Origin of the sequence: Pseudomonas sp. St290 (genome assembly GCF_018325805.1) — a bacterium.
In the GTDB taxonomy this organism is placed as follows: domain Bacteria; phylum Pseudomonadota; class Gammaproteobacteria; order Pseudomonadales; family Pseudomonadaceae; genus Aquipseudomonas; species Aquipseudomonas bijieensis.
The window spans coordinates 3,705,744-3,718,207 of record NZ_AP014703.1; the positions used below are offsets into that span (position 1 = coordinate 3,705,744).

Annotated in this window: 7 protein-coding genes; 1 reads left to right on the plus strand and 6 read right to left on the minus strand. The window is 61.5% G+C overall.

Annotated features, from left to right (window positions below):
* Position 1: 1 nt before the first annotated feature.
* The 3 genes from nosZ to PBDP_RS16180 form a co-directional block, all read right to left on the minus strand.
* A complete protein-coding gene (gene nosZ / locus PBDP_RS16170; RefSeq protein ID WP_212800931.1) occupies positions 2-1,921 on the minus strand; it encodes a TAT-dependent nitrous-oxide reductase in 1,920 nt (639 codons plus the stop codon).
* Between the two features lie 53 nt (positions 1,922-1,974).
* Positions 1,975-4,143 carry a transcriptional regulator NosR gene (gene nosR, locus PBDP_RS16175; RefSeq protein ID WP_249411788.1) on the minus strand — a complete coding sequence of 723 codons (2,169 nt, stop codon included), beginning with the start codon at positions 4,141-4,143 and terminating at the stop codon, positions 1,975-1,977.
* Between the two features lie 248 nt (positions 4,144-4,391).
* Positions 4,392-5,870: a hypothetical protein gene (locus PBDP_RS16180; protein ID WP_212800932.1), complete on the minus strand. Its 1,479-nt coding sequence runs from the start codon at positions 5,868-5,870 to the stop codon at positions 4,392-4,394.
* A gap of 195 nt (positions 5,871-6,065) precedes the next feature.
* Here PBDP_RS16180 and PBDP_RS16185 point away from each other — a divergent pair, with 195 nt between their 5' ends.
* On the plus strand, positions 6,066-8,723 hold the full coding sequence (locus PBDP_RS16185) for an excinuclease ABC subunit UvrA (protein WP_212800933.1): 2,658 nt from the start codon (positions 6,066-6,068) through the stop codon (positions 8,721-8,723).
* A 58-nt stretch (positions 8,724-8,781) separates the two neighbouring features.
* Here the strand turns inward: PBDP_RS16185 and hemN are convergent, their stop codons facing one another.
* The 3 genes from hemN to PBDP_RS16200 all read right to left on the minus strand — a co-directional run bounded on the left by hemN (position 8,782) and on the right by PBDP_RS16200 (position 12,080).
* On the minus strand, positions 8,782-10,170 hold the full coding sequence (gene hemN / locus PBDP_RS16190) for an oxygen-independent coproporphyrinogen III oxidase (RefSeq protein ID WP_212800934.1): 1,389 nt from the start codon (positions 10,168-10,170) through the stop codon (positions 8,782-8,784).
* A complete protein-coding gene (locus tag PBDP_RS16195) occupies positions 10,167-11,540 on the minus strand; it encodes an oxygen-independent coproporphyrinogen III oxidase (protein ID WP_212800935.1) in 1,374 nt (457 codons plus the stop codon). The genes hemN and PBDP_RS16195 overlap by 4 nt, the downstream gene beginning before the upstream one ends.
* 96 nt (positions 11,541-11,636) lie before the next feature.
* Positions 11,637-12,080, minus strand: coding sequence for a CopD family copper resistance protein (locus PBDP_RS16200; RefSeq protein ID WP_212800936.1), 444 nt, complete (start codon positions 12,078-12,080; stop codon positions 11,637-11,639).
* Positions 12,081-12,464 lie beyond the last annotated feature (384 nt).

Below are 12,464 nucleotides of genomic sequence, written 5' to 3' on the forward strand. Positions count from 1 at the left end.
CTCAGGCCTTTTCAACCAGCATGCGCCCGACCATTTCCATGTGCAGGGCGTGGCAGAACCAACTGCAGTAGTACCAGTGCAAGCCGGCCTTGTCGGCGGTGAAGGTGATGGATGAGGTCTGTTGCGGGCTGATCTCCATGCTCGCACCGTGGTTGGTCATGACAAAGCCATGGGACACGTCTTCGATCTGGTCGATGTTGGTGATGGTCACCGTCACCTCATTGCCCTGCTTGACGGTGAACTCCGTCAGGCCATAGGCCGGCGCCATCGAGGTCATGTACACCCGCACCTTGTTGCCGTCGCGGATGACCTTGTTGTCGGTTTCCAGGTTGATGCCGTCCTTCTTCGCCAGCTCCACGGTGCCGGCGAAGAACGGATCGTTGCGGTTCCAGATTTTCTGGGTCTTGATCTGGTCGCGCCGCGCGAGAATGCAGTCATGCGGTTCGGCGAACGCCGGGCCGTCGTGCACCAGCTTCATTTCTTCACCGGAAATGTCGATCAACTGATCGTTCTCCGGGTGCAATGGGCCGGTGGGCAGGAAGCGGTCCTTGGAGAATTTGCACAACACCACCAGCCACTTGCCGTCCGCCTCGCTGGTTTCGGTGAGGGACGCATGGTTGTGGCCGGGCTGGTACTGGACGTCGAGCTTCTGCTTGATGTAGTTGACCTTCTCGCCCTTGTAGGCACGGATGGCCTCGTCCATGTTCCACTTCACCACCTGGCTGTCGATGAACAGGGTCGTGTAGGCATTGCCGCGCCCGTCGAACGTGGTGTGCAACGGCCCCAGGCCCAGTTCCGGCTCGGCGACGATCACTTCGCGTGGGTCCTTGAAGCGGTCGGCGAACAAATCGTCCAGGCGATCGATGGCGATCATCGAGACGGTGGGCGACAGCTTGCCGTTGGCGATGAAGTATTTGCCGTCCGACGAGGTATTGAGCCCATGAGGGTTCTTTGGCACCGGGATGTAGCGGGTGAATTCGGAGTCCTTGCCGTCGGTCTTGCGGCCATCGACCACCGGCACCTTGGAGCCGTCCAGGTTGATGAACTTGCCGGCCTTGATCGCCGCCTCGATACGCGGAATGTTGAACACCACCACCCAGTCGCGCTCGTTGCGCATCATGCCGCCGAGGTCGTAGGCCTTTTCGGAGTTGTAGCAGGTGCTGGCGGCGTATTTGCCGGTGTAGTCAGCGTCGGAGTTGTCCAGGTTGCCGTCGACGATCACCTGGAACGCCATTTCCATTTTCTCGGCATCGATGGCGTTGAACATCGTGAAGCTGTTTTTGTCCTGCAGGTCGAAGGTATGGCCGTCGTTGGGGTGCGGGATCACGAACTCAGCGTTGGCGAACACGTACTTGGTGTACGGCACCTTCTGCAGGCGCAGGCCGTGGATGGCTTGCACGTTGGGCACCGTGAGGATCTTGTCGCACTTCATGATGTCCAGGCGAATGCGCGCGACCCGGGAGTTGGCCTTGTCGTTGATGAACAGGTATTTGCCGTCGTACTTGCCGTCGGTCATGGAGATGTGCGGGTGGTGGCAATCGCCGTTCTGGTACTTGGCGCTGTCGCCCAGGATGCGCTTGCTTTCGTTGGTCAGGCCCCAACCGGTGGCCGAGTCGACGTTGAACACCGGGATGCGCATCAGCTCACGCATCGATGGCACCCCCAGCACCCGCACCTCGCCCTGGTGGCCGCCACTCCAGAAACCGTAGTATTCGTCCAGCTCCCCAGGCCCGACGTGGATCTTGGACTTGGCCTCCTTGGCCGCCGCAGCCCAGGACTCACGGGTAAACGTCCCGGCCCCCAGCGCCGTCGCGCCGGCCAGTACGGCACCGGTTACCGCGCCGGTGCCGAGAAAACTGCGCCGGCTGACACCCCTGGGTTCTTCCACCGAGCCTGGGGTTTGGTTTTTTTTGTCGCTCATGCTGTGTGCTCCATGAAGAATGAAACGGTCAAGGGACAGGCCATTGGGGTGCCTCAAGGCGCCGGGTTCACCTGCACCACGGGAATCAGTTGCGGATCGGTCACGGTCGCCTTGCCGCGCTTCTTGCGCTTGTTGATCAGCGGCGGGCATTTGTTTTCGTTGTGCCAGGTCATCTGGCAGTCGAGGCAGTAATGGCATTCATTGGCATTGATCCTGCCATCGGGATGAATCGCCTGGATCTCGCATTCCTTGGCGCACAGTTGGCAGGGGTTGCCACATTCCTTGCGGCGCTTGAGCCAGTCGAATAACCGCAGCCGGGTCGGCATCGCCAGGGCCGCGCCCAGCGGGCAGACGTAGCGGCAATAAACCTTGCGGGTAAACAGGTTGATCACCAGCAGGCCCACTGCGTAGGCCACGAACCACCACTGGCGGTCAAACCTGAGGGTGATGGCGGTCTTGAAGGGTTCCACTTCGGCCAACCGCTCGGCGGTGGCCATCGACTCCAGCGAAACGCCGAACAGCACCAGCAAAATGATGTACTTGATCGCCCAGAGCCGCTCATGCACGGCGAACGGCAACTCGTATTGGGGCACCTTGAGCTTGCGCGCCAGTTCGTTGATCAACTCCTGCAACGCGCCGAACGGACACAGCCAGCCGCAGAACACCCCACGCCCCCACAGCAGAATGCTGCCGGCGGTGAATACCCAGAGAATGAAGATCAGTGGATCGGTGAGAAACAGTTCCCAGCGAAAGCCTTCGAACAAGGCGTGGACGAAGGTCAGCACGTTGACCACTGATAACTGGGCCAAGGCGTAGCCGCCGAGAAACACCACGGTGAAGACCAGGTAACCGCGGCGCAGCCAGTGCAATAGCGTCGGCCGCCGGGCCAGTGAATCCTGGAAAAACAGGATCGCCGTCAGCACCAGCAACGCGGCCCCAAGCACGGTGATTTCGACACTTTTCTGATACCAGAGCGTCAGCCACATCGGCCGGCTGGCTTCTTCGGCCGCTGCCAGTTGCTCGGCGGTGGGCAATGGCCGTTCCAGGTAGGGCTCGGGCAGTTGATAGGCCAGCTCGAAACTGCTGAAGGTGCCGCTGACCGGTCCGGTCTGGCGACGCACCAGCAGCTCCAGGTTCCAGGGCGAGCCGGGATCGAAACGGTGGGAGGCGCGGATGATGAAAATCGCCATTTCATCGAAGTCCGGCATGTCATCGAGGGCCACATCATTCAGGCGCTGAAAATCCAAGTCGCGAAAGCTGATGGTGTCGCCGGACTGACGCAACTGCACCCGGTCGAAGATGCCGCCACGCACGTATCCCGAGCCCTTGAAGGAATAACGACCGCTGCCCATCACCGCGATGGCCTGCTCGCCCGGCTTGAGCTCGGCCATCAGTGTGCGATATTGCGCCTCGCCCAGCAGGTTGCGGCCAATGGTGGGTGGATTGAGGTGGGTGGCATAGAGGTCGATGAACGTGTCATTCACCTGCTCGCCGCTGGCGGTCTCGACCTGTTCGGCTTCGGTGCCCTTGAAGGACGCATCGACCTGGCCACGGGTCAGGTGCAGGCGCCGTACAGCGCCATTGCCGGTCAGGGTTTTCCAGTCGGCGGGCTCGTAGATGTCCTCACGCACACGCGCCGGCGCCACGGCCAACCCCGCATCGCCCTTGACCAGGCCCAGGGACACCGCGACATCGTGGGCGGCGCGCATGATGACTTCATTGACCACCATCGCCGTCACGGTAGCCCCGGCGATGGCATCCACGGTCACGGCATTCGGGTCGCTGGAATGCCCCACCACCACCCGCTGGTTGACCTTGATGCCGCTGTAGCGCGCGCTGAATGCGTGGAGTTTTTCTTCGGCGATGCCAATCAGCAGAATCGGCTCATGGTGTTCGAGCACATAGGCATCGAGAATCACGCCAGCGGGATCGAGAATGACCTGGACGTTGATCGGCTTGCCTGAATAGGCGGGGATATCCACCACGTCCAGGCTTTGGAACACATAGCCCAGGACCTTGCCGGCAGCGGACAGCGTGCGCACCTTGAACCGCCCTTCGGGCCCGGAGATCGAGTCGGTCTGGTTCAGGACATGGTGGATGCGCTGTTGCGGGGTGTCGCCGTAGTCCTTGGCCTGGGCCAGGCCCATGAACAACAGCAGGAGAACGAACAGCCCGTGGAGCCAGAAGCGGGATAGGTGCAGCATCACAAAGGGAGGGGTCATGGACGCCAGGGCTTAAAGACAGGATCTTGGCGATCATCGTAGGGCCCGCCCCCCTTCTCGGCCCTTGATTGAAATCAACTTGAGAACACTTAACCCCTAATCAATCCGTTGATCGTTCCCACGCGCAGCAAAGGAATGCATCCCGTGACGCTCTGCGTCACCTTCCAGAAGCGGAACGCCGAGCGTCCCTGGCGACGTTCCCACGCAGAGCGGGGGAACGATCAGAATAACAGTGCGCGGTCAAATCCTCAGCGCAACCCATAGGAATAGATCCGGCCGTCATTATTGTCGTACCAATTGCCATTGGCCCAGAACACCCGGTCCTGCGCCGGTTGAAAGCCGAGAATGCCCAGGTAACCGTCGATGGAGAGGCGCTGCCAGGAGCGCCCCCAATCCGTGGAATAAAACACCCCATCGGCGGAGATGTTCGCGTCCGACCACCAGTAGAGCCAGCGTGGTGGATGGTGGTCGCTGGTCGTGTTGATCAGCAGGGTGTTCTGGCCCAACCAGAGATTGTCGCCACGCACCTGGGTCTGCGATGCCAGGGGTGCAAACACACTGGGCAGGTCACCCATGGTCGTCCAGGTCAGCGCGGCGGTGTCCAGTTCGGCGACAACATCTCGCCCGCGGTCCCCCTGGTCAATCAGCCCAATCACCCGCCCGGCGTCGTTCTGTATCAGCTTGCTCACAAACAAGTTGTCGTCACGCTGTACGTCGACCACCTGCCACTGCCCGGCCTTGGCTTGCAACCGGGCCCGTGTCGTGACGTTGATCGCGATATTGTCGCTGACGCCATCCGGATGGACGCCCCAGAAGCGTTGGGACACCCAGATATGGGCCGTCTGTGCATCCAGCTGCAGGACATTGGTCTGGATTTCCCCATGTTCGCCTGCATTCGTACCCCAGTCAGTGATGTCAGGGCGTTTGCCGTGGGCGTATTTGGCGGACACCAGCAGCGACTCGGGCGCCATTATCGGCGCGCTGTTCGCCCCCCGATCAGCCGAGTAGAAGACGCCGGTGGAAACTACAGTCGGCTTCTCTTCATCGCTGTCTTCATCCACCGCGTCCGGCGTGCCCACGGCCCAGACTTCATTCGAACCGTGGAAATAGGGAGCCAGGCTCCAGGCCAACGATTCGGCCTCGGGAAACCAACCCTTGGTCAACCAGGTCCAGCGCTGACCTTGATCATCCGTGCGAAAGACCACGGTCTGATCGGGATCATGGGTATTCGCCGTTTCAGGCCGACGAAGGCCCGTGAGCAGGAACACACTGGTGCCGTCGGGGCTGGCCACCATACAAGCGCTGCCGCTGACATGTGCCACGAGCTGAAATTGCCCTTGGGCGTCCAGGCGGGAAATGAAAGTGGTTTCCTTGTCAGCACGAGAAAACAAAGCGGCAAAGGTTCCAGGCTCTTCCGGCTCATTGGGCTGCTTCGGCTGGCCATAGACCAGCGCATCCAGATCCAGCACGTCAGCGAACGGTTCTAGCTCTCGGGCCTCCCTCTCCAGGCGCGCCACCAGCCAGGTTCCCTGTGGCGTCACCGTCACGCCCGTGCAATACGAGGTCATCGCTCGCAACTGGGTGTCCTTCACTTCACCGACTTGTTGCTCGTCAGGACTGTCGCCGCCCAACTCCAGCTTGGCGCTGGCAATCATCCAGATGTACCAGAGCGCGGCACCGGCCAGCAGCGCGACAAACAGTGTGGAGAACAACTTCGATCGAGGCATGAGGCGTCCGTATCCATGGGAAAAATCTGCAGAGCTTTTCTCATCTCTTGTGCCCGGAGTAAATTTTTATCGCACGCGAGCGGTTGAACCCAGTCGCATAATTGTCAACGCTGTGATCCAGTCCACTCTGCCATCGCCATAATGCAGCGCCATAACGCTCTGAAACGTTGTACCAATGTCCACAAGGAATGCCCGATGCCCCCACGCTCCGCCCCCGCTTCAACCGCTGCCTTGCCGCAAGGCACCGGTTTCGTCCGGGTGCGTGGCGCCCGCGAACACAACCTCAAGAACATCGACGTGGACATCCCCCGCGATGCCCTGGTGGTGTTTACCGGCGTGTCGGGGTCCGGCAAATCGTCGCTGGCCTTCTCCACGCTCTACGCCGAAGCACAACGTCGCTACTTCGAGTCCGTCGCACCCTATGCACGACGCCTGATCGACCAGGTGGGCGTGCCGGACGTGGACAGCATCGAGGGCCTGCCGCCGGCAGTCGCCTTGCAGCAACAGCGCGGTACCCCCAGCGCACGCTCATCGGTGGGCAGCGTCACCACCCTGTCGAGCCTGATTCGCATGCTCTACTCCCGCGCCGGCAGCTACCCGGCCGACCAACCGATGCTCTACGCCGAAGACTTCTCACCCAACACGCCACAGGGTGCCTGCCAAGAATGCCATGGCCTGGGCCGGGTCTATGGGGTGACCGAAGCATCCATGGTGCCGGACCCGTCGCTGACCATCCGCGAGCGCGCCGTGGCCGCCTGGCCCATGGCTTGGCAGGGCCAGAACCTGCGGGACATCCTGGTGACCCTGGGCTATGACGTCGACATCCCCTGGCGCGACCTGCCGAAGAAGCAGCGGGACTGGATTCTCTTCACCGAAGAAACCCCTACCGTTCCCGTATACGCCGGGCTCACCCCGGCCCAGACCCGCGCCGCCCTCAAACGCAAGCTCGAACCGAGTTACCAGGGCACGTTCAGCGGCGCCCGACGCTACCTGCTGCACACGTTCATGCACTCCCAAAGTGCGCAGATGCGCAAGCGCGTGGCGCAATACATGCGTGCCAGCCCCTGCCCGGTGTGCGATGGCAAGCGCCTCAAACGCCAGGCCTTGACCGTGACCTTTGCCGGCCTGGACATTGCTGAGCTGTCGCACCTGCCATTGCTTGAGCTGGCCGAAGTACTCAAGCGCGTCCTGGCGCCCGACTACCTGGAACAGGCCGAAGAAACGGGAGACGTCCTCAGCCACCGGCAAACCCGAGAAGCCCGCGAGCAACGCGCCGCCAGGGGCGACAATCCGCACGCGGGTGGACCCGACGCGCGCCACACCCCCAACCTCTCCCTGGAGAAACGCCTGGCCGCCCAACGCATCGCCGCCGAGCTGCTGGAACGGATCGTCACCCTGATCGACCTCGGCCTGGGCTACCTTGCCCTGGAACGCAGCACACCGACGCTTTCGTCCGGCGAACTGCAACGCCTGCGCCTGGCGACCCAGCTCAACTCCCAGTTGTTCGGGGTGATCTACGTGCTGGACGAACCCTCCGCCGGCCTGCACCCGGCCGACAGCGAAGCGCTGTTTGGCGCCCTGCAACGCCTCAAGGCAGCGGGTAACTCGGTGTTTGTGGTCGAACACGACCTCGATACCATGCGCCGCGCCGACTGGCTCATCGACGTCGGCCCGGACGCCGGCGAACAAGGCGGGAAAGTCCTCTACAGCGGCCCGCCAACAGGCCTTGGCCAGGTGCCGGAATCACGCACCCGTACCTACCTCTTTGGTGAGAAATACGTTGCAGCACGCAGCCCTCGGACGCCCAGGGATTGGCTGCGCCTGGAAGGCATCACCCGCAACAACCTCGACAACTTGAGCGCCGCCTTCCCCTTGGGTTGCTTCACCGCCGTGACCGGCATCTCCGGCTCAGGCAAATCCAGCCTCGTCAGCCAGGCCCTGTTGGATCTCGTCGGCGCCCACCTGGGCCAGACCAGCCCCAACGCCGAACCCGATGAGCAAAGCCTGGAAGACGACCCCGTGCAAACCAGCGGCGGGCACGTTACCGCTGGGCTTGAAGCGGTCAAGCGGCTGGTGCAGGTGGACCAGAAACCCATCGGCCGCACCCCGCGCTCCAACCTCGCCACCTACACCGGGCTGTTCGATCACGTGCGCAAACTGTTCGCCGCAACGGCGCAGGCACGAGAATTGGGGTTCGACGCCGGAAGGTTTTCCTTCAACGTCGCCAAGGGCCGCTGCGAGACCTGCGAAGGTGAAGGTTTCGTCAGCGTGGAATTGTTGTTCATGCCCAGCGTGTACGCCCCCTGCCCCACCTGCCACGGCGCGCGCTACAACCCACAGACCCTGGCGGTGAGCTGGCAAGGCCTGGACATTTCCCAGGTGCTGCAACTGACCGTGAACCAGGCTCTTGAGGTGTTTGCCGAGCAAGCGGCAGCCAGGCGTTCATTGCAGGTGCTGCAGGATATCGGGTTGGGTTACCTGCGCCTGGGCCAACCGGCCACAGAGCTGTCCGGCGGCGAAGCCCAGCGGATCAAGCTGGCGACAGAACTGCAGCGCAAGGCCCGGGGGGCCACATTGTATGTGTTGGATGAGCCAACCAACGGGCTGCACCCCCAGGACGTCGACCGCTTGCTGGTACAGTTGAATCGCCTGGTGGAGGAGGGTCACACGGTGGTTGTGGTGGAGCATGACATGCGCGTCGTGGCACAGAGTGACTGGGTCATCGACATCGGCCCGGGGGCAGGTTCCCAAGGTGGGAACGTCGTGGCCTGCGGGGCTCCGGAGCAAGTCGCGGCCTGCCGGGAAAGCCGGACGGCGGAGTTTCTGAAAAGGGTTTTGCAGCCTGGCAACTGAAACCTGGCTGAAATTCCCCGTGGCGAGGGAGCAAGCTCCCTCGCCACAAAAGCGGTTATCAGACCGTACGCGAATACTGAACCGTCTGGTCCGCCCCCAGGTAAGCGTCGAAGGCCATGGCCACGTTGCGCATCATCAATTGTCCCTGGGGCAACAACACCAGCTCGTCGTCGCGAAGGTCCAGCAACCCATCGCGCACCAGCTCCTGGAGCCGCTCCAGGGCATCGGCGAAGTACTCGGTAAATCGAATGCCGTGGGCGCTCTCGATCCGGCTGAAATCGATGCGTCCATGACACATCAGTTCGCTGATGACCTCGCGCCGCAGGCGATCGTCGTCGCTCAGCCGATAACCACGCTGCACCGCCAGCAAGCCTTGATCCAACCGGGCGTAATACTGGGAAAGCTCCTTGACGTTCTGGTTGTAGCTGTCGCTCACCTTGCCGATCGAGGACACCCCCAGGCCAATCAGGTCGCAGTCGGCGTGGGTGGAATAACCCTGGAAATTGCGCTGCAGGCTGCCCTGGGCGCGGGCGCGTACCAGTTCGTCATCCGGCAAGGCAAAGTGGTCCATGCCGATGTAGACGTAGCCAGCTTCAGTCAGGCGATTGATGGTCAGCTCCAGCAACTCCAGCTTGCGCTCTGGCGGTGGCATGTCTTCTGGCCGGATCATCCGTTGCGCCCGCACCCGTTGCGGCAGGTGGGCGTAGCTGTAGGCCGCGATCCGATCCGGACGCAGGGCGATGATCTTGCTCAAGGTGACATCGAAACTGGCGATGGTCTGCAATGGCAGGCCATAGATCAGATCGACGCTGACCGACTTGAAGCGCGCCAGGCGCGCGGCTTCCACCAGCTCGACGACCTGGGCTTCGCTTTGCACTCGATTGACGGCGATCTGAACCTGGGCATCGAAATCCTGGACGCCAAAGCTCAGGCGGTTGAACCCCAGCTGGCGCAGGCCTTGGATCTGTTGCGCATCGATGGTCCGCGGATCGACCTCAATGGAAAACTCATGGGCGTCACTGTCGTCCATGTCGAACGACTGGTGCAGGCAGTCCATCAAGTCGGCCAGTTGCTCATGGGTCAGGTAAGTCGGCGTGCCCCCACCCAGGTGCAGTTGAGTCAGTTTGCGCGAACGGTCGAACAAGGCCGCCTGCAGGGCAATTTCGCGCTTGAGGTAGGTCAGGTATTCGACGGCACGATGGGTCTTGCGCGTGATGATTTTGTTGCATGCGCAGTAATAGCAGAGGCTCTGGCAGAACGGGATATGGATGTACACCGATAACGACTTGGGCAGCGGCGCCTGGTTGCTGCGCTGGGCAGCCTGCTGGTATTCGTCCATGGCAAACGCCTGGTGGAACTGCGGCGCCGTCGGATAGGAGGTGTAGCGCGGCCCCGGGCGGTCGTATTTCTCCACCAGGGCACGATTGAAACCGGATGCAGCATTCATGATGGGTTCAACTTTTCAAAAGGGTGTGGTCCTGCGTCATCCAGTCCTGAGTCGAACAGATTGCAGATCGCATCCACGTTCAAGCGCCCGGCGGGCAGGATGCCGATAAACCGGCTCGACAGTTCGATCAATCCCTGGTCATGCAGCACTTCCAGCGACGGCCATACGGACGCGAAATGCTCGCGAAACACCAGGCCGAAACGCGCCTCGATGGCCAGGATATCCAGCTCCAGGTCACAGGATAGCTGTTCGGTCACGCTCGCCTTGACCTGATCCTGCGCTTCACAGCGCCAGCCGCGACACACCGGCAACTGCCCGGCGTCCAGTTGTTGGCAATATTGATGCAGGTCGTCGGTGTTCTGTACGTATAGGTGCTCGATCTGAGTAATGGCCGACAGACCGAAGCCCACGTGATCACAGCAACCGTGACGGGTAAAGCCCTGGCAATTGCGATGCAGGCGTCCGTGCTCCTGGGCCACCGCCAGGTCATCGTCGGCCCTGACGAACTGGCCCAGGCCGATGTAGTGATAACCGGCGCCAATCAGTTGCTCGCAGCAGATCCGCCGCATGGCGTCCTTGTCGGCCGGGCTGCAAAAGGCACCGGCCACCCCGGCATTCTTCGAGCGATAACGATAAGGCGCGCGGGCATAGTCGAAAACGTGCAGCCGGTCCGGTTCCAGTTCGATCAGCGTCGCCAGTTTCAGGGCGAAACTGCTGGGCGTCTGCCAAGCGTGGCCGTAGCCCAGGTCAATGTTGATGGAGCGAAAACCAAACGTGCGTGCCGCATCGATCAACGAATGGATCGGTGCCGGGTTCTGATAGCAATCGACCGACAGATCGCTGTCGACGCCAATGTCGGGCACACCGATGCTGACATGGGTGAAACCCTGGTCGCGGATCAGGCCCATGGTCGACCAGTCGGTGTGGTGCAGGTCCACCTCGATGCTGTGGTCGCCGCCGTCGTATTCATTGAAGTCGAAGCGCTTGCGCAGGTCACTCATCAACTTCTGCAGATGAGCGATCACCGGTGTACCACCGGTCAGACAAAACTGCTCGACGCACCGCCCTGCGCCCAGGTGGCAACCGACCAACCCCAACTCATAGGTCAGGCGTTGCAGGTAGCCCTCAATCTCGCCGCATCGACAGTCGCTGGCCAGGGGCGAACACGACGCCAGCCGCAAGCGCGAAGGCAGGTGCACTGCCACGGATAGGGGCCGTCGTTTCTGACGGCTGCTGCGCAACCCTCGAAGCAGGTCGAGCGAACCGACGCCTGCGTGGAATCTACGCGTACCGACCGGACAATCGAAATCAGCCACCACAGGGGCACGTCCCGAGGGTCGCTCACCGAGGGTATGGAACGGGTCGAACATGACAATCTCCGAGTGGCTGTGCGGGACCAGTTTGCGGGGTAACCCGACGGGCCACCTTGACCTGTATCAAGCGCCTTGGAACCACACCGCCAGCGCTTACCAGGTGACGTAGAACATGGCCTTGGCCAACAGCACGATCGCGACCATGTGCAGGAACACGCTGGTATGAATGATGTGCACGTAGCGGGCGTTCATGCGCCCGCTCCTGAACAGCCACATGGCCCAGAGGAAATGTCCCAGCACACTGCCCGCCAACAGGATCTTGAGCCCCAGCAGTAAACCGAAGGATGACTGCAACGGCGACGACAGCACCGGCCAATAGCGCAGCCAGACCATGCCAATGCCCGCGCCGAACAGCACCAGCAGTATCCACGGCATCAACTGCCGGGCGCGTTGGCTGATGCCTTGCTCCAGCAGCACCATGACCTTGGCAGGCAGTTGCTTGCGAATGCTCTCCAGAAACAGGACTTCGAAGAAAACCGTGCCGATGAAAACCAGCGCGGCAAACAGGTGCAAGGTCAGAAACAGTGGATAACTCATGAGCTTCCTCGGTCGCCCTCTTCAGCGGGGCGATGGTTTATTCGAGGTTATCGCGCCATCCCAAAAGTGGGGTTGATGCCAATCAAGGAAAGCGCAATGCCTGTCCCTTGTGGGAGCGAGCCTGCTCGCGATAGCGGTGTATCAGTGAACGTCAAAGCGGCTGATCCGACGCCTATCGCGAGCAGGCTCGCTCCCACAGGGGTTACTGCTCGGCCTAAAAAAGCGTCAACAGAACGTTACTCCTGCGCAATCTCCACACAACCGCTGATCAGTTAATCCGGCTTTTTGACACTTTCCCCGATATGCGGTCACAACTTTTGCGCTCCGCTGGGTCATAACACGAAGGTCGTCGATGGAATGTTGACGTCTACCTAGGTTTAAGCC